Raw genomic sequence first — 16,564 nt, forward strand, 5'->3', positions numbered from 1 at the left:
CATGACGTGGGGCAACAATCTGCCGGAAAGTAAACACGGGAGTGAGACAAAAATCAGTGTGGACACGCGCGTGAACCGTTGAAGATGGCGCTGTGGCGGCGCGATGACGCCCGACGCCGCTCGTCACGCGGCCTTGGCCGGGTAATCGGTCCAGGTTCGGATCGGTGAATCAGCCCGGATCCACCGGCTTGATGCCGGTGGATGCGGTCTCATCCGCGTTCGATATGAGTCTGAAGGCTGTCGTCGACGCAACGTTCGTCCAGTTCGCCAGTGGGGTTGTTCTGGGTATCGACGCCGGTGATCTGGTTTCGGTCTGGCTTGATCCCGTTTTTGCAGGGTGACAGGCGGGGAGCGGACAGGTAAGCGGCAGAGCCGGTAGCGCTAGCAAGAATGAAGCCCCGCCAGGTGCGACCTGGCGGGGCTTCTGTGTGGGCACTCTGTCAGGGCGTCGCGGAAGCCGTTTCTGCACGGGTACTTATCGCGGGACGCGTAGCTGTCTTGGGCTCGGCGGCGCCCTCTTCCAGGATCGTCACATCCGGCACTCGCGGGGGCTCTCCGGGGAACTGGATCAGTGCGTCGGACAGCAGGCGGGGCTGTCGATCCCGGTCGTCACCGCGGCCATCGTGCCGCCGCGTGCTCAGCCGTCCAGCTGAGGATGTCACCGTGAACGCTCACAAACCGCACCGTAGTGCCGCCCACCGACAGCCCGCCCGGGCACCGCGTTGACGAACCATACGGGCCAGTGCATACTTATGCCAGTCAGTGCATGGACCGTAAGGAGAAACCCGTGACCGAGCGCGTCGTACTCGCCTACTCGGGCGGCCTGGACACCTCCGTCGCCATCGGCTGGATCGCCGAGGAGACGGGCGCCGAGGTCATCGCCGTTGCCGTGGACGTCGGCCAGGGCGGTGAGGACCTGGACGTTATCCGTAAGCGCGCGCTCGCCTGCGGGGCGGTCGAGGCGGAGGTCGCGGACGCCAAGGACGAATTCGCCGACGAGTACTGCCTCCCGGCGATCAAGGCGAACGCTCTGTACATGGACCGCTACCCGCTGGTCTCGGCGCTCTCCCGGCCCACCATCGTCAAGCACCTCGTCGCCGCCGCCCGGAAGCACGGCGCCACGACCGTCGCCCACGGCTGCACCGGCAAGGGCAACGACCAGGTGCGGTTCGAGGCGGGCATCTCCTCCCTCGCGCCCGACCTGAAGTGCATCGCCCCGGTCCGGGACTACGCGATGACGCGGGACAAGGCCATCGCCTTCTGCGAGGCGAAGAGCCTGCCGATCGCGACCACCAAGAAGTCCCCGTACTCGATCGACCAGAACGTCTTCGGGCGGGCCGTCGAGACCGGCTTCCTGGAGGACATCTGGAACGCGCCGATCGAAGACGTGTACGAGTACACCTCGAACCCGGCCACCCAGCGGGACGCCGACGAGGTCATCATCACCTTCAAGGCGGGCGTCCCCGTGGCCATCGACGGCCAGCCCGTGACCGTCCTCCAGGCCATCCAGCAGCTCAACGAGCGGGCCGGTGCGCAGGGCATCGGGCGGATCGACATGGTCGAGGACCGGCTCGTCGGCATCAAGTCCCGGGAGATCTACGAGGCCCCCGGCGCCATCGCGCTGATCACCGCCCACCAGGAGCTGGAGAACGTCACCGTCGAGCGCGAGCTGGCCCGCTACAAGCGGCAGGTCGAGCAGCGGTGGAGCGAGCTGGTCTACGACGGTCTGTGGTTCTCGCCCCTCAAGCGGGCCCTGGACGGCTTCATCGCCGAGGCCAACGAGCACGTCTCCGGCGAGATCCGGATGACCCTCCACGGCGGCCGCCCCGTCGTCACCGGCCGGAAGTCGGAGCAGTCGCTGTACGACTTCAACCTGGCGACCTACGACACGGGCGACACCTTCGACCAGTCGCTGTCCAAGGGCTTCATCGAGCTGTTCGGGATGTCCAGCAAGATCGCCGCGAAGCGGGACCTTCAGCAGTAACCTGCGTAGCAGACGTAACGACACCGCCTTCCCGCCACCCGGCGGGGAGGCGGTCGCACACCCACAGCCTTGAGGAGCAACAGCGTGAGCAACGGCAACAGCGGCGACGTCCGGCTCTGGGGCGGCCGCTTCGCCGACGGGCCCGCCGAGGCACTGGAGAAGCTCAGCGCCTCGGTGCACTTCGACTGGCGCCTGGCGCCGTACGACATCGCCGGCTCCCGTGCCCACGCCCGGGTGCTCCACGCGGCCGACCTGCTGACCGCCGACGAGCTGGAGCGGATGCTCGCCGGGCTCGACCGGCTGGAGGCCGACGTCGCCTCCGGCGACTTCACCGGCACCATCGCCGACGAGGACGTGCACACAGCGCTGGAGCGCGGGCTGCTGGAGCGGCTCGGCCCCGACCTCGGCGGCAAGCTGCGCGCCGGGCGGTCCCGGAACGACCAGATCGCCACCCTTTTCCGGATGTACCTGCGCGACCACGCCCGGATCATCGGCGGTCTGATCGCCGACCTCCAGGAGGCCCTGGTCGGCCTCGCCGAGGCCCACCCGGACGTCGCGATGCCCGGCCGCACCCACCTCCAGCACGCCCAGCCGGTGCTCTTCGCCCACCACGTCCTCGCCCACGTCCAGGCGATGTCCCGGAACGCGGAGCGGCTGCGGCAGTGGGACGAGCGGACCGCCGTCTCGCCGTACGGATCGGGCGCGCTCGCCGGGTCCTCGCTGGGCCTGGACCCGCAGGCTGTCGCCGCCGACCTGGGCTTCGAGCACGGCTCGGCCGCCAACTCGCTCGACGGCACGGCCGCCCGCGACTTCGCCGCCGAGTTCGGCTTCATCACCGCGATGATCGGCATCGACCTGTCCCGGATCGCCGAGGAGATCATCATCTGGAACACGAAGGAGTTCTCCTTCGTGACCCTCCACGACGCCTTCTCCACCGGCTCCTCGATCATGCCGCAGAAGAAGAACCCGGACATCGCCGAGCTGGCCCGCGGCAAGTCCGGCCGCCTCATCGGCAACCTCACCGGGCTGCTGGCCACGCTGAAGGCCCTGCCGCTCGCGTACAACCGCGACCTCCAGGAGGACAAGGAGCCGGTCTTCGACTCCTGCGACCAGCTGGAGACCCTGCTCCCCGCCTTCACCGGCATGATGGCGACGCTGACCGTCAACCGGGAGCGCATGGAGGAGCTGGCCCCCGCCGGGTTCTCGCTGGCCACCGACATCGCCGAGTGGCTCGTCCGGCAGGGCGTGCCGTTCCGGGTGGCGCACGAGGTCGCGGGCGCGTGCGTCAAGGAGTGCGAGCTGACCGGGATCGAGCTGGACCAGCTGACCGACGAGCAGTTCGCGAAGATCTCCCCGCATCTGACCCCCGAGGTGCGCAGCGTGCTGAACGTGCCGGGCGCGCTGGCCTCCCGCAGCGGGCGCGGCGGGACCGCTCCGTCGGCCGTGGCCGCGCAGCTGGCCGAGGTCAAGACGGACCTCGCCGCGCAGCGGGCCTGGGCGGACGCGAAGCGCTGATGGCCGCCTCCCTTGCTGCTGCTGCCGCCGCCACGCCGGTGTCCCGGATCGGGCTCGGTCTGGCCGCGGTCGGCCGCCCCGGCTACATCAACCTCGGCCGGGACCGGGACCTCCCCGCCGAGCGCACCGTCGAGGCGATGCGGCGCCGTTCGCACGAGCTGCTGGACGCCGCGTACGCCGCGGGGGTGCGCTACCTGGACGCGGCCCGCTCCTACGGGCGGGCCGAGGAGTTCCTCGCCGACTGGCTGCGCGCCCGGCCGGAGGTGGCGCGGGACGTGGTGGTCGGCAGCAAGTGGGGCTACACGTATGTGGCCGACTGGCGCATGGATGCCGACGCTCACGAGGTCAAGGACCACTCGCTTGCCACGTACGAGCGCCAGCGCGAGGAGACCCGTGCCCTCCTCGGCGACCACCTCGCGCTCTACCAGATCCACTCCGTGACGCCGGATTCCCCTGCCCTCACCGACCCCGCCCTCCACGCCCGGCTGGCCCGGCTCGCGGCCGAGGGCGTCACGGTCGGCATCTCCACCAGCGGCCCCGCGCAGGGCGACGCGATCCGCGCCGCGCTGGAGGTCGAGGCCGATGGGGAGCCGCTGTTCCGTACGGTCCAGAGCACGTACAACCTGCTGGAGCCGTCGGCCGGGGCGGCGCTGGCGGAGGCGCATGCGGCGGGGCGGACCGTGATCGTCAAGGAGGCCATGGCGAATGGCCGCCTGGCCGATGGGGCGGCCCCGCTCCCGCTCCGCCGCGCCGCCGAGGAGATGGGCACCACGCCGGACGCCATCGCCCTGGCGGCGGTCCTGCGGCACCCGTGGGTGACCGTGGCGCTGTCGGGCGCGGCGACGGTGGCCCAGCTGGGGTCGAACCTGGGCGCGGCGGGGCTGGGTCTCCCGGAGCTCGAAGACCTGGCGGAGCCCTCGGAGGCGTACTGGCGAGCGCGCTCGTCCCTCCCCTGGTCCTGACCGGGGTTCTAGCCCCACCCCGCCCCTCCCCGAACCCGGGGCTCCGCCCCGGCCCCCGCTCCTCAAACGCCGGAGGGGCTGGGATCGGGCCACGTGCACCCCGGCCCGCGTGGCGGGGGCTCCGCCCCCTGCACCCCCGGTCCTCAAACGCCGGACGGGCTGGATGTCGGACCTGGTTGTGGGCAATCGTTCCGCAGGGCGGAACGGGTGGGCACAACCCGGCCACCGGCCCGCACCCGGCAGCGAAACCTCAGGGGGCAACGTCCTGGCCCGTGCCCGGCCACCGGGCCGCGCCCGGGAGCGAAACCCCAGGGGGCGGCGCCCCGGCCCGCACCCGGCGGTCAGCCCGCAGAAGCGGGGGCCGGGGCGGAGCCCCGGGGTCGGGGAGGGGCGGGGTGGGGAACAAGCCCCCGGTCCAAGCGCTACGCGTCCACCCCCGGCAGCGAGTCCAGGAAGCGGCCCACCGCCCACGCGTACTCCTTCGGCGCGTCATCGTGGATCCAGTGCCCGCACCCCGCGAACTCCCGCAGCGTGGTGCGCGGCCGCAGCCGCGCCATCTCGCGGGCGTGGCCCGGCGGCAGCAACGAGCTGTGTTCGCCGTGCATCAGCAGCGCCGGACAGGCCGACCCGAGCCACTCGGACCAGAAGTCGCCCCGCATCGCCTCCTGCGAGGCCATCATGTGGGCGGGTTCGAACAGCAGTCGCCATCCACCCGTCGCCCGATCCGGCTCCGCGCTGTCGAGGAAGTACGAGGCGTCGTGGATGCCGCGGGACTCGATCTGGGCGCGCAGGGCCTCCCGGTCGGCGGCCCAGGTCGGCCAGCCGGTGACGTCGAGCACGGGGTGGGCGACCACCGGACGGTCCGTCACGGCGCCGATGTCCTCGACGACGAGGGCGCTCACCAGCTCGGGGTGGCGCGCGGCGAGGGCGTACGCGGCGACCGCGCCCGTGGAGTGGGCGACGACCGGCACCGGGCTGTGACGCAGCTCGTGCAGCAGGGCGGCGGCGTCGGCGACGTACTCGTCAAGGGTGAACGGCCCACCGCCCCCGGTGAGCCCGTGTCCCCGCTGGTCGAGCGCTATCACCCGGTACGCGGGGCCCAGGGCGGCGGCCAGCGGCGCGTACATCCGGCCGCGGCCGAAGTGCCCGTGCAGGGCGAGGACCGGGGTACCCGGGCCGCCGAAGTCGGTGAGGGCGAACCGGCGACCGCGGAGGGACACGAAGTCGGGGGAGGGCACGGTCATTGTCGTCACCCGCGGCACGGTAGTGGTCGTCCCGGGCGCGAGACCAGTGCATCGGAGCGCCCAACCGACGGTGATAGGCCAGTGACCGAAACAGCGTGAAGAAGGGCGGAAGCTGACACTTCGATGTCGGCTTCCGCCCGCTTCAGGCTCGCCGCCCGCCTCAGGCCGCGGCCTTCGCCTTGGTGGCGTACATGTCCACGTACTCCTGACCGGACAGCCGCATGACCTCGCTCATGACCTCGTCGGTCACGGCCCGCAGCACGTACCGGTCGCGGTCCATGCCCTCGTAGCGGGTGAACTCCAGCGGCTCGCCGAACCGCACCGCCACCCGCCCGGGCCGCGGCAGCCCCTTGCCGCCCGGCTGGAGCCGGTCGGTGCCGATCATCGCGAACGGCACCACCGGCGCGCCGGTCATCAGGGCGAGCCGGGCGATGCCGGTGCGGCCGCGGTAGAGGCGGCCGTCGGGGGAGCGGGTGCCCTCGGGGTAGATGCCGAAGACCTTGCCCTCCTCCAGCACCCGGCGGCCGGTCATCAGCGCGGCGACGCCGCCGTGCCCGCCGTCCCGGTCGACCGGGATCATGCCGACGCCGGTGAAGAACCAGGCCATCAGCCGCCCCTTGAGGCCCTTGCCGGTCACGTACTCGTCCTTGCCGATGAAGAAGACCTGACGGTCACAGACGAGCGGCAGGATCACCGAGTCGATGAAGGTGAGGTGGTTCCCGGCGAGGATCACCGGACCGGAGCCGGGAATGCGCTCCGCGCCCTCGACCCGTGGACGGAACATCAGGCGCATCAGCGGACCGAGTACTGCCTTCAGGAACACGAAACGGGACAACGGGCCCTCCGGTCGGGGTCAAGGTCGGGGGCGCTCGCCGTACGGTCCGTCAACCCGTGGCCGCACAACAACGCCGATGAGGACGATACTCGCCGGTCATGTCGCCGCGCACACCGGGTTCACCCACCTGATACGCAGTGTTGACACCCGTTTCCCACGCGTTTCGCCGCAGGTCTCCCGCAGATAAGGCACACCCACCTACCATCAGCCCGTCCTCTGACAGGAATTGACGGTGCTGGACACCAGAGCGAGGAGTGCTCATGGAGCGCGAACAGCGCGAGCAACAGCCCGGGCGGCGCGCCCTTCTGGGGGCCGCGGCCCTCGGTGCGGGAGCGATGGCCCTGGGCGGTGCGGGCACGGCCACCGCCGCGGAGGCGGGTGCCGCGGGGAAGCCCGGGCCCGTGCGCGGGCTGCCGGTGCCGACCGTGATCGGCCACCGCGGCGCGTCGGGCTACCGCCCCGAGCACACGCTCGGCTCGTACCAGCTCGCGCTGGACATGGGCGCGGACATCGTCGAGCAGGACCTCGTCCCCACCAAGGACGGGCATCTGGTGTGCCGTCACGAGAACGACATCACGGCCACCACCGACGTCTCCGCCCATCCGGAGTTCGCCGACCGCAAGACCACCAAGACGGTCGACGGCACCAAGCTGACCGGCTGGTTCACCGAGGACTTCACGCTGGCCGAGCTGAAGACGCTGCGCGCCAAGGAGCGCATCCCCGGCACCCGCCAGCGCAACACGCTCTACGACGGTCGCTGGGAGGTGCCCACCTTCGAAGAGGTGCTCCAGTGGGCCGAGCGCGAGGGCCGCAAGCGGGGCCGGAAGGTCTGGCTGTACGTCGAGACCAAGCACCCCACCTACTTCCGCAAGCTCGGCCTCGGCCTGGAGGAGCGGGTGGCCAAGCTGCTCCGTAGGTACGGACGCCACAAGAAGGACGCGGCGCTCTTCCTCCAGTCCTTCGAGCCGAGCAGCATCCAGCGGCTGCGCAAGCTCGTCGACACCCCGTCGGTCGTGCTGCTGTCCACCATGACCAGCCGCCCGTGGGACTTCGTCGAGGCGAACGACCCGCGGACGGTCGCGGACCTCGTCAAGCCCGAGGGCCTGAAGTGGATCGCGAGCTACGCCCAGGGCATCGGCCCCGACCTGTCGGTGATCATCCCGCGCACGCCCGACGGCAAGCTCGGCACCCCGACCAGCGTGGTCAAGGACGCGCACGCGGCCGGGCTCGTCCTGCACCCGTACACCATGCGCAACGAGAACACCTTCCTGCCCGCCGACTTCCGGCGCGGCACCGACGCCACCGCGTACGGGGACGCCTTCGGCGCCTTCAAGGCGTACTTCGACACCGGCATCGACGGAATCTTCTCCGACAACCCGGACACCGCGCTCCTCGCCGCGGCGGACTTCCGCAAGTAGGGACCGGCGGGCCGCGCCCTGCGCGTCAAGGCGCGGCCCGCCGCCACCCCGGTCGGGTGAGAGGCACGGGGCCCGGCAACCGCCCGGCGAGCGCGTCACGTCCCGCCCGGCATGGACCTTGTGGAGCAACTGCGTCCGCTGCTCGCCGCCGAGGCCGCGGCCGAGGCGTACGGCGCGGGGGTCGAGCCCGCCGAGCTGGAGCAGGCCGTCTGGCTGCGGCTGCTGGAGCGCACCCGGGACAGCGGCCCGCCGCCCCAGCCCGCGCGCTGGCTGCGCCGCGCGGTCCGCGCCGAGGTGCGCGGGGCCCGGCGCCGGGCCCGCCGTGAGATCCCGTACGACCCGGTGGGCGACGGCCCGCCGAGCGGCCCCGAACCCCGTCCCGCCGAGCACGCCGCGCTCACCGCCGAGGCCGGGCGGGCGCTGCGCGCCGCGGTGCGCAGGCTGCCCGGCCGCTGTCCGAGGCTGCTCGGGGCGATGCTGTCCCGGTCCGATCTGACATATCGCGAGATCGCGGGCGAGTTGGGTATCTCACAGGGCAGTCTCGGCCCGGTACGTTCCCGATGTCTGGGTTGCCTGCGCAGAATGCTCACGGCGGAGGTTGCGGCTCCTGAACCGTGGGGAAAGGAGCGTTAGACAATCGGCGCCCGGGAGGCGGCCACCACCCTGTGGCGTCTCCCATCCAGGCAATCAACCCCGGTCGCCCCTACCCTCAGGCGGCCGGCGGACCGAGAAAAGGGGAGGCATGCGCACATGGGCATGAGCGTGACCATCTCCGCGGCGACCGCGGACGACGCCGAGCAGATCCTCAAGCTCCAGTACCTGTGTTATCAGGGTGAGGCCGAGCTCTACGGGGACTACTCCATCGAGCCGCTGACGCAGACGCTCGACGACCTGCGCGCCGAACTGGGCGAGGGCTGTGTGCTGGTGGCCCGGCTCGGCGAGGAGGTCGTCGGCTCGGTCCGGGGCGCCGTCGACGACAAGGGCACGGCCGCCATCGGCAAGCTCATCGTCCACCCGCGGATGCAGCGGCACGGCCTCGGCGGGCGGCTGCTCGCGGCGATCGAGGCCCAGCTCGCGGAGGAGCGCGCCGCCAAGCGCTACCGGCTGGCCACCGGCCACCGCAGCGACGGCAACCTCCGGCTGTACCGCAAGTACGGCTACGCCCAGGTCGGCACCGAAGAGGTCAACCGCCGCCTGAGCCTGGTCACCCTGGAGAAGGACGCCTCCATGTCGGCCTTCGCCGCGAGCGCGTAGCGCGACACGGGACGGGCCGGGCCGCCCCTGGGCGTTTCGTCGCCGGGTGCGGCCCGGTGGCCGGGTTGTGCCCACCCGTTCCGCCCCGCGGAACGATTGCCCACAACCTTCCCGGCCCGTCCGGGCGAACAACCCAGCCCCTCCGGCGTTTGAGGAGCGGGGTCCGGGGCGGAGCCCCGGCGGGGGTTCGAGGGCGGAGCCCCCGAGGAAAAGAACTAGCGGCGGCGGAGCCACATGAGGCCCGTCACCGGCAGGAAGATCGGGATGAACAGGTAGCCCATCCCGTAGTCCGACCACACCGTCTGGTCGGGGAAGGCCGAGGGGTCGACGAGGGTCCAGGTGCCGACCGTCAGCACACCCAGCAGCTCCGCCCCGCAGCACACCATCGCCGCCTTGCGCGCACCCTCCCCGCCCCGCACCAGCGAGACCGTGATGAAGGCGTACACCACGGCGGAGACCGCCGAGAGGATGTAGGCCAGCGGCGCTTCGTCGAACTGGGCGATCAGCTGGTAGATCGAGCGCGACGCCGCGGCCACCGTGAACACCCCGTAGAGCATCACCAGCAGCCGCCCGGGCCCCTGCCCGAGCCCGGTGCGGGACGAGGTTTCCGTCGATTCGGCTGACTCAGCCACCCACGCCTCCCCAGATGTCGTACAGCCGTACCTCCAGCACGGCCAGCACCACGGCCGCGGCCGCGACCGTCGCCGAGCCCCAGCGGGTCCGCTCCGCCAGCGACATGAACGCCGCGATCGGCACGGCCAGCGCCGAGCCGACCAGATACGCGATGAAGATCGCCATGCCCTGCTCGGGTTCGTCGCCCTGCGCCAGCCGCACGACCCCGATGACCAGCTGGACGATCGCCAGCAGGGACACCACGGCCATGCCGATGAAGTGCCAGTCCTTGGTGGGCTGGTCGCGGTAGGCGGCGAAACCGCACCACGCGGCGAGCGCGAGGGCGGTCGCGCCGAGCACGGCGGTCAGCACGTCGATCAACGGGACCTCCGCGCGGTGCGGTCCCGCACACAGGGGGTGACAAGCATGGGACGACTGTAATCGGCCCGAATGACCGCGTTGCGATCGGCCCCGGACCAGCCCGGACCGGTTCACCGACCAGTTCCCGACCGGTTCATCACGCAACGTACGCTGCGCCCCATGAAGATCACCGCTGACGCGCTGCTGTTCGACAACGACGGAACCCTCGTCTCCTCCATGGAGTCCGTGGTCCGCTGCTGGACCCGCTGGGCCGAGGAGTACGGAGTGACGGAGGAGTTCGCCCGGGTCGAGCTGCACGGCCGCCCGGCGACCGACATCATCGGCGATCTGCTCCCGGCCGACCGCGTCGCGGAGGCCCGTCGGCGCATCGACGAGCTGGAGGTCGAGGACGTCCCGGGCGGGGTGCGGCTGCTGCCCGGCACCCTCGACCTGCTGGCCGGGCTGCCGCAGGAGCGCTGGGCCGTGGTGACCTCCGCGGGCCGCGCGCTGGCCGGGGCCCGCCTCGCCGAGGCCGGGATACGCCCGGGGCTGCTGATCACCGCGGACGACGTCACCCGCGGCAAGCCGGACCCCGAGCCGTTCCTGCTGGCCGCCGGGAAGCTGGGCGCCGACCCGGCCCGCTGCGTGGTCTTCGAGGACGCCCCGGCCGGGCTCGCCGCCGCCCGGGCCGCCGGGATGCGGACCGTGGCGTTGGCCACAACGACCAGCCGGGAGGAGCTGGACGCCGACATCGTGGTGGCGGACCTGTCGGCCGTGTCGGCACGGGCCGTCGACGGGGGAGTGGAGATCGTCGCGGGGGAGTGACACCCGACCGGAAACGACCCCTATTGTCCACGGACTGGTCTTCTCTGTCCGTCATACGGACAGGGTTGATCGGCCCGTCAGGGTCTCTGGTTTACTGGCGGCCATGACCACGACGAGCTGCCGCACCCCTGCGACCGAGGCGATGATGACGCCCGGTGCTCGTTGTCGGTGCCGAATGTGTGACCGCTGAGGGCCCCCGCCTGAGCCTCGCGCCCCGAAGCGAGACCCGCTGAGCCATGTCCGCGCGCCCGCGTGCGGACCGGCCTGCCCCGCGTCACCGGATCCCGAGCCGCGCCCACACACGCGCACGCCCTCGGCCCGCCCACGCCGCTTCCGTAAGGAATGAACCGTGCCCGGCGGCACAACCGCCCTGCACTCAACAGTGACGGAAACCCTGTGATCACCACTACGGACCTGACAAAGGTCTACCGCTCACGAGGCCGCGAGGTCACCGCCCTCGACGGCGTCGATCTGCATGTCCGCGAGGGTGAGGTGTACGGCGTCGTCGGTCAGAGCGGCGCCGGGAAGTCCACCCTCATCCGCTGCGTCAACCTCCTGGAGCGCCCCACCTCCGGCACGGTCACCGTGGCCGGTCAGGACCTCACCGCGCTCGGCGGGCGGGGGCAGCGAGCCGGTTCCGCGCTGCGCCAGGCGCGCAGCCGCATCGGCATGGTCTTCCAGCACTTCAACCTGCTCTCCTCGCGCACGGTGCGCGACAACGTCGAGCTGCCGCTGGAGATCCTCGGCGTCTCCGGCAAGGAGCGCACCCGCAAGGCCCTGGAGCTGCTGGACCTGGTCGGCCTCGCCGACAAGGCCAAGGCGTACCCGGCGCAGCTCTCCGGCGGCCAGAAGCAGCGCGTCGGCATCGCCCGCGCGCTCGCGGGCGACCCGAAGGTGCTGCTGTCCGACGAGGCGACCTCCGCGCTCGACCCCGAGACCACCCGCTCGATCCTCCAGTTGCTGCGCGACCTCAACCGGCAGCTGGGTCTCACCGTGCTGCTGATCACGCACGAGATGGACGTCGTGAAGACCATCTGCGACTCGGCCGCGCTGATGAGCGGCGGCCGGATCGTGGAGTCCGGCAAGGTCACCGAGCTGCTGGCCACCCCCGGCTCCCAGCTGGCCCAGGAGCTGTTCCCGGTCGGCGGGGTGCCCTCGGCCGAGGACCGCACGGTCGTGGACGTGACGTTCCAGGGCGAGGCCGCGGCGAAGCCGGTGATCTCCCAGCTGTCGCGTACGTACAACATCGACATATCGATCCTCGGCGCCGCGATGGACACCGTCAGCGGCAACCAGGTCGGCCGGATGCGCATCGAGCTGCCCGGCCCGTTCGAGGAGAACGTCGTGCCGATCGGCTTCCTGCGCGAGCAGGGCCTCCAGGTCGACGTGGCCGATGTGGACGCGTCGAAGACCGCCGTGCTCAAGGAGGGCGCCAAGTGACCTGGTCCGAGATGCAGCCCCTGTTGCAGCAGGCGTGTCTGGAGACGCTCTGGATGGTCGGCTGGTCGGCGGCCATCGCGATCCTCGGCGGGCTGCCGCTCGGTGTGCTGCTGGTGCTCACCGACCGGGGCGGTGTGCTGCCGAACGTGGTCGTGAACAAGGTCGTCGGCCAGGTGGTCAACATCGCGCGCTCGATGCCGTTCATCATCCTCATGGTCGCGCTGATCTCCTTCACCCGCGCGATCGTGGGCACCACCATCGGCCCCGCGGCCGCGATTGTGCCGCTCGCGATCGGCGCCATCCCCTTCTACGCCCGCCTCGTGGAGACCTCGGTGCGCGAGGTCGACGGCGGGCTGGTGGAGGCCGTGCAGTCGATGGGCGGCTCCACCTGGACCGTCGTACGCAAGGTCCTGCTGCCCGAGTCGCTGCCGTCGCTGATTTCCAGCGCGACCACGACGATCGTCGCGCTCATCGGCTACTCGGCGATGGCCGGAACGGTCGGCGCGGGTGGTCTGGGCGACCTCGCCGTCCGCTACGGCTACCAGCGGTTCGAGACCGAGCTGATGTGGATCACCGTGGCCATCCTCGCGGTGGTCATCTCCGTCATCCAGTTCGCCGGTGACCTCGCGGCCCGCGCGCTCTCCCACCGCAGCCCCGCCTCGGCCGCGCCCCGGCTGGTGCTGCTGCGCTCCCGGCAGACCCGGAGCGCCGAGACCGCCGGGACCCCGGCCGCCGACCCGGCCGAGAAGGCCGGGACCGACGAGCCGGACGAGCCCGCCCAGCTGACCAAGACTCCCTGAACCCCGTCCCCCGAAAGGCACTTTTCGTGCGTAACACCCTCAAGACCACCGCCACCCTGCTCGCTGCCGCCGTGCTCGCCGCGGGTGCCTCCGCCTGCTCCCCGCCGAGCAAGGGCGGCACCGACAAGAACGGCCCCCTGCTCGTCGGCGCGAACCCCGTCCCGCACGCCGAGATACTGAACTACGTCAAGGACCATCTGGCGAAGAAGGAGGGGCTCAAGCTGGAGGTGAAGGAGTTCACCGACTACAACTCGCTGAACCCCGCCACCCAGGACGGCTCGGTCGACGCCAACTACTTCCAGAACAAGCCGTTCCTCGACGACTACAAGAAGAAGCGCGGCGGCGACATCGTGCCCGTGGTCACCGTGCACCTGGAGCCGCTCGGCCTCTTCTCGCACAAGGCGAAGAAGGCCGACGACCTCAAGAAGGGCGCCACCGTCGCCGTCCCCAACGACGCGGTGAACGAGGCCCGGGCCCTCCAGCTGCTGGACACCCACGGCATCATCAAGCTCAAGAAGGGCGCCGGCACCGAGGCCACCCCCAAGGACATCGCGGACAACCCCAAGGGCCTGAAGTTCAAGGAGCTGGAGGCGCCCCAGCTGCCGAGGTCCCTGGACGATGTGGACGCCGCCGTCATCAACGGCAATTACGCCATCCAGGCCAAGCTCAACCCGGCCAAGGAGGCGCTGATCCTGGAGTCCCCGGACAACAGCCCCTACGGCAACTTCCTCGCCGTGAAGAAGGGCAACGAGGACGACCCGCGGGTCAAGAAGCTCGCCAAGCTCCTCACCTCCCCGCAGGTGAAGAAGTTCATCAAGGACAAGTACGACGGATCCGTCCTCGCGTCGTTCTGACACATACCATTCTGAAAAGCGACCGACCGAACACGCAAGGCTCCGCATCCGGGCGACAATCGGATGCGGAGCCTTCCGTTTCCGCACCCCGTGCTGCATTTAGCAGGAGCGATGCTGCATGCTGGGCTCTTCGCCACGACTTTGAAACGACCCCGGTTACGGAGCGGCGCATGACATCCACTTTCCCGGACATCTCCATCAGCACCGAACGGCTGGTGCTGCGCCCGTTCGAGGAAGCGGACCTGCCCGCGCTCACGGACATGATGAACGACGAACTCGTCATCACCTGGAGCCGGGCCCCCTACCCGTACACCCACCGCGACGCACGCGACCAGGCGATGCGGCTCGCCCCCGCCGAACGCACCACGGGGCGCGGAATCGTCTTCGCGGTCGCCGAATTCCTCACCCAGCGGCTCGTCGGAATCATCCATCTGCGCAACACCGACTGGAAGGTCCTGGCCACCGAGGCCAGCTATATCACCGCCCCCTGGGCGCGCGGCGAGGGCTATGCCGTGGAGTCGGTGCTGGCCGTCGCCCGCTGGCTGTTCCAGGACCAGAAGTTCGAGCGGATGGAGCTGCGCACCGCCGCCGGGAACACCGCCGGCCAGCAGGTCGCCCAGAAGGTCGGCTGTATCAGCGAAGGAGTGCTCCGCAACGCCTACATAGCGCGCACCCAGATGGAGGACGGCGGCTGGACCGATCTGCGCACCGACCTCATCGTCTGGAGCCTGCTCCCCGAGGACCTGGAGGGCGCGCCCGAGCAACGGGACGAGACCGAGGGCATCAGCGTCTTCCCCACGTACTCCGAGTACACCGACTGGCGCTGAACCCCGGCGCGCCGCGCCTCCGGTGCGCCCCCGGCGCACCACCTCCGCCCCTGCCCCCGGTCCGGCGGCGCGGGCCGGGCGGGGTAACCTCTCCGGGCTGAGCACCTGCGGGCCGGCCCGCCCACAACCGCGATACGTGCGTCCACGGCACGCGCACCGCGGCGCACCCGCCACGGCCGCCGCGGCACGCCACCCGCGGTACGCCACCCGCGGCACCGCCCGCGCGCACCACGCACCGCGAGCGCGTGCACCAACCGCGACCGACTGCGACACATTGGGGAGACAGACGACGATGGCCGACCGCGTCACGGTGATCGGTTGGGACGGCTCCCCGCTCATGGACGTGGCCCGATCCGCCCTCGGCGCGGCCACCCTCGTGGCCGGTGCCGCCCACCACCTGGCGCTGCCCGAAGTCCCGCCCGGCGCCGAACGCATCCGGCTCGGCAGCGTGGACCTCGCCGCCCGCCGCATCGCCCAGCACCGCGGCTCGGCCGTGGTCCTGGCCGACGGCGACCCCGGCTTCTTCGGCGTCGTACGCGCCCTGCGCGCCCCCGAGCACGGCCTGGAGGTCGAGGTCGTGCCCGCCGTCTCCTCCGTCGCCGCCGCCTTCGCCCGGGCCGGGATGCCCTGGGACGACGCCCAGGTCGTCGTCGCCCACAGCCGCGACCTGCGGCGCGCCGTCAACGTCTGCCGCGCCCACACCAAAGTCGCCGTCCTCACCTCACCGGGCGCCGGTCCCGCCGAACTCGCCCTGCTCCTCGGCCCGGTGCACCGCACCTTCGTCATCTGCGAGGCCCTGGGCACCGAACGCGAGCAGGTCACCGTGCTGACCTCCGACAAGGCCGCCGACCACACCTGGCGCGACCCCAACGTCGTCATCGTCATCGGCGGCTCCGGCGTCGCCGCCCGCACCGGCACACCCACCGGCGCCGCCCGCGGCGCCCTCCAGAGCGGCGGCTGGATCGCCGGGCGCGACCCCGGCTACCCCGGCTCCGTACGCGGCTGGGCGCTGCCCGCCCCCGCGTACGCGACCGTGCTCGGCGAGCACGAGTCGCAGCAACTGCGCTCCTTCCAACTCGCCCGCCTCGGCCCCCGCGTCGGCGACCTGGTCTGGGACATCGGCGCGGGCAGCGGCGCCGCCGCCGTCGAAACCGCCGGGTTCGGCGCCGCCGTCATCGCCGTCGACCGCGACCAGGACGCCTGCGAACGCGCCGGAACCCTCGCCCGCCGCTTCGGCGTCCAGCTCCAGGTCGTCCACGGCACCGCGCCGGAAGTCCTCGAGGACCTGCCCGAGCCGGACGTCGTCCGCGTCGGCGGCGGGGGCGCACCCGTCGTCGCCGCGTGCGCCGCGCGCCGCCCCGAGCGCATCGTCACCCACGCCACCACCCGCGACGAGGCGGAGGCCATCGGCGCCGCCCTGGAGGACGGCGGCTACGGGGTCGAGTGCCTGCTGCTGCAATCCGTCGAGTTGGACACCCGGGTGTGGGCCGAACGCGAACGCGCGGTGGCCTTCCTCCTCTGCGGACACCGCCCGCACCAGTGATTTTGTCCCTGTGACGTTCGCCCCGAGCTTCGCCCCGGTGACCTTCCGGAAGCGTCGCGCGGGGTAGGCTGGCGGATCGTTGTACTGCCTG

The 16,564-nt window shown here is 71.5% G+C and carries 17 protein-coding genes; 13 read left to right on the forward strand and 4 right to left on the reverse strand.

Translation table 11 applies throughout. The features are described 5' to 3' along the window. The first annotated feature begins 164 nt into the window (after window positions 1-164). The 4 genes from HYQ63_RS34725 to HYQ63_RS34740 all read left to right on the forward strand — a co-directional run bounded on the left by HYQ63_RS34725 (window position 165) and on the right by HYQ63_RS34740 (window position 4,461). Entirely contained in the window at window positions 165-341 is a 177-nt protein-coding gene (locus HYQ63_RS34725) for a hypothetical protein (protein WP_179937711.1), read from the forward strand. Window positions 342-787: 446 nt separating this feature from the next. After that, the gene (locus tag HYQ63_RS34730; RefSeq protein ID WP_179937712.1) at window positions 788-1,984 is read left to right on the forward strand and encodes an argininosuccinate synthase; all 1,197 of its coding nucleotides are present in this window, start codon (window positions 788-790) and stop codon (window positions 1,982-1,984) included. An 84-nt stretch (window positions 1,985-2,068) separates the two neighbouring features. Continuing rightward, window positions 2,069-3,499, forward strand: coding sequence for an argininosuccinate lyase (gene argH / locus HYQ63_RS34735; RefSeq protein WP_179937713.1), 1,431 nt, complete (start codon window positions 2,069-2,071; stop codon window positions 3,497-3,499). Beyond that, window positions 3,499-4,461, forward strand: a complete 963-nt coding sequence (locus tag HYQ63_RS34740) for an aldo/keto reductase (protein ID WP_179937714.1) — start codon at window positions 3,499-3,501, stop codon at window positions 4,459-4,461. Before argH ends, HYQ63_RS34740 begins: the two co-directional genes overlap by 1 nt. Before the next feature lie 422 nt (window positions 4,462-4,883). Here HYQ63_RS34740 and HYQ63_RS34745 read toward each other — a convergent pair whose 3' ends face one another. Further along, window positions 4,884-5,705, reverse strand: coding sequence for an alpha/beta fold hydrolase (locus HYQ63_RS34745; RefSeq protein ID WP_179940825.1), 822 nt, complete (start codon window positions 5,703-5,705; stop codon window positions 4,884-4,886). Window positions 5,706-5,865: 160 nt separating this feature from the next. Further along, window positions 5,866-6,540, reverse strand: a complete 675-nt coding sequence (locus HYQ63_RS34750) for a 1-acyl-sn-glycerol-3-phosphate acyltransferase (protein ID WP_179937715.1) — start codon at window positions 6,538-6,540, stop codon at window positions 5,866-5,868. 260 nt (window positions 6,541-6,800) lie between these two features. Between HYQ63_RS34750 and HYQ63_RS34755 the strand changes: the two genes are divergently transcribed. From HYQ63_RS34755 to HYQ63_RS34765, 3 genes are all read left to right on the forward strand, one after another. Then, window positions 6,801-7,958 carry a glycerophosphodiester phosphodiesterase gene (locus HYQ63_RS34755; RefSeq protein WP_179937716.1) on the forward strand — a complete coding sequence of 386 codons (1,158 nt, stop codon included), beginning with the start codon at window positions 6,801-6,803 and terminating at the stop codon, window positions 7,956-7,958. 111 nt (window positions 7,959-8,069) lie between these two features. Further along, window positions 8,070-8,591, forward strand: a complete 522-nt coding sequence (locus HYQ63_RS34760; protein WP_179937717.1) for an RNA polymerase sigma factor — start codon at window positions 8,070-8,072, stop codon at window positions 8,589-8,591. Window positions 8,592-8,708: 117 nt separating this feature from the next. Further along, window positions 8,709-9,212, forward strand: a complete 504-nt coding sequence (locus tag HYQ63_RS34765) for a GNAT family N-acetyltransferase (RefSeq protein WP_123106409.1) — start codon at window positions 8,709-8,711, stop codon at window positions 9,210-9,212. 215 nt (window positions 9,213-9,427) lie between these two features. On the opposite strand, the gene HYQ63_RS34770 is transcribed toward HYQ63_RS34765, so the two are convergent. Next, complete coding sequence (locus HYQ63_RS34770; RefSeq protein WP_179937718.1) at window positions 9,428-9,844, reverse strand: hypothetical protein; 417 nt, start codon at window positions 9,842-9,844, stop codon at window positions 9,428-9,430. Then, window positions 9,837-10,205, reverse strand: a complete 369-nt coding sequence (locus tag HYQ63_RS34775; protein ID WP_179937719.1) for a hypothetical protein — start codon at window positions 10,203-10,205, stop codon at window positions 9,837-9,839. Before HYQ63_RS34775 ends, HYQ63_RS34770 begins: the two co-directional genes overlap by 8 nt. 159 nt (window positions 10,206-10,364) lie before the next feature. Here HYQ63_RS34775 and HYQ63_RS34780 point away from each other — a divergent pair, with 159 nt between their 5' ends. The 6 genes from HYQ63_RS34780 to cbiE all read left to right on the forward strand — a co-directional run bounded on the left by HYQ63_RS34780 (window position 10,365) and on the right by cbiE (window position 16,473). After that, window positions 10,365-11,009 (forward strand): HAD-IA family hydrolase, encoded by a 645-nt coding sequence (locus HYQ63_RS34780; protein WP_179937720.1) that lies wholly within the window; start codon window positions 10,365-10,367, stop codon window positions 11,007-11,009. A gap of 396 nt (window positions 11,010-11,405) precedes the next feature. Beyond that, on the forward strand, window positions 11,406-12,449 hold the full coding sequence (locus tag HYQ63_RS34785) for a methionine ABC transporter ATP-binding protein (RefSeq protein ID WP_179937721.1): 1,044 nt from the start codon (window positions 11,406-11,408) through the stop codon (window positions 12,447-12,449). Beyond that, entirely contained in the window at window positions 12,446-13,249 is an 804-nt protein-coding gene (locus HYQ63_RS34790; RefSeq protein ID WP_179937722.1) for a methionine ABC transporter permease, read from the forward strand. Before HYQ63_RS34785 ends, HYQ63_RS34790 begins: the two co-directional genes overlap by 4 nt. Window positions 13,250-13,275: 26 nt before the next feature. After that, entirely contained in the window at window positions 13,276-14,103 is an 828-nt protein-coding gene (locus HYQ63_RS34795) for a MetQ/NlpA family ABC transporter substrate-binding protein (RefSeq protein ID WP_179937723.1), read from the forward strand. A 170-nt stretch (window positions 14,104-14,273) separates the two neighbouring features. Then, window positions 14,274-14,930, forward strand: a complete 657-nt coding sequence (locus HYQ63_RS34800; RefSeq protein WP_179937724.1) for a GNAT family N-acetyltransferase — start codon at window positions 14,274-14,276, stop codon at window positions 14,928-14,930. 292 nt (window positions 14,931-15,222) lie between these two features. Then, entirely contained in the window at window positions 15,223-16,473 is a 1,251-nt protein-coding gene (cbiE, locus tag HYQ63_RS34805; protein WP_179937725.1) for a precorrin-6y C5,15-methyltransferase (decarboxylating) subunit CbiE, read from the forward strand. The last annotated feature ends 91 nt before the right edge of the window (window positions 16,474-16,564 follow it).

Origin of the sequence: Streptomyces sp. Rer75 (genome assembly GCF_013414305.1) — a bacterium.
Classification (GTDB): Bacteria; Actinomycetota; Actinomycetes; order Streptomycetales; family Streptomycetaceae; genus Streptomyces; species Streptomyces himastatinicus.